The organism is Bowmanella yangjiangensis (assembly GCF_017255015.1).
Classification (GTDB): domain Bacteria; phylum Pseudomonadota; class Gammaproteobacteria; order Enterobacterales; family Alteromonadaceae; genus Bowmanella; species Bowmanella yangjiangensis.
Map to the genome: position 1 here is coordinate 1 of NZ_JAFKCS010000290.1, position 1,015 is coordinate 1,015.

Below are 1,015 nucleotides of genomic sequence, written 5' to 3' on the forward strand. Positions count from 1 at the left end.
CGCGCAGCTCCTGGGTGTGCTTGCCCACCTGTTCTTCGAGGCTGGCGTTGAGTTCGAGAATGCGTGCCTCGGCGGCTTTCTGCGCCGAGATGTCGCGCACGGTCTTCGACAGGCCGGTCAAGACGCCACTGGCATCGATCAGCGGGGAGATCGATGCGGAAACGTCCACCAGGCTGCCGTCCTTGCGATGCTGTTGCGTATCGAAGTTGCCGATCGGCTTGCCGGCCGCAACGTTGGCGAGGATGTTTCGTTCTTCCTGAAAAAGGGCTTCGGGCACGATCAGTTCGATCAGCGTATGGCCGATGGCCTCGTGCGCGGTGTAGCCGAAGATCCGTTCTGCGCCGTGGTTCCAGCTGATCACCGTGCCATCGAGTGACTGACCGATGATACCGTCGCTGGAGCTTTCCACGATGGCGGCGGAGCGTGCCTGTTCGGCGAGGATCTGCCGATGGCGCTGGCGATTGACCAGCAGCACGCCGGCGAGGGTCGCCAGCAGCAGGCTGACCAGGCTGCCGACCAGCATCACTAGGCGCGGCGAGGCCTGGTGCAGCCCACCGACGAAACCGGGGTGGGCCAGCAGTTCAACCTGCCAGTCGCGCCCGTAGATATGCCGTGATACCGCATGCCGAGCGATGACGGGGGCATCGTCGCTGGCTTCGCTGGCGTAGAAATCGACGACATGCGCGGCGTCGGTGACGTCGCTCAGTTGCAACTGCAAGCCGTCGTTGCTCAGTTTCAGGCCTTGCAGGACCTCTTCGGTCAGCAGCGGGGCGTAGCTCCAGCCGATGCCCTTGGCCATGCGTTCCTCGACGCTGTCCGGGGTGACGGCACCGCGATAGATCGGCAGCAGGATAAGGAAGGATTGCAGGGGATTGCCGGTCGCCTGCACCAGGGTGATGGGCCCGGTGATACGCACCTCGCCGCTGGTCAGTGCGGCGAGCGCTGCGCTGCGGCGGTTGTCTTCCGACGCGATGTCCAGGCCGACGGCAGGGAGATTCTGCTCGACCGGCTCGAT

General features: G+C 64.5%; 1 protein-coding gene. It reads right to left on the reverse strand.

The genetic code is table 11. The annotated features are described in order from the left end of the window. Window positions 1–1,015: CHASE domain-containing protein (locus J0A65_RS24045; RefSeq protein WP_206596789.1), on the reverse strand; the 1,015-nt coding region annotated here is incomplete at both ends.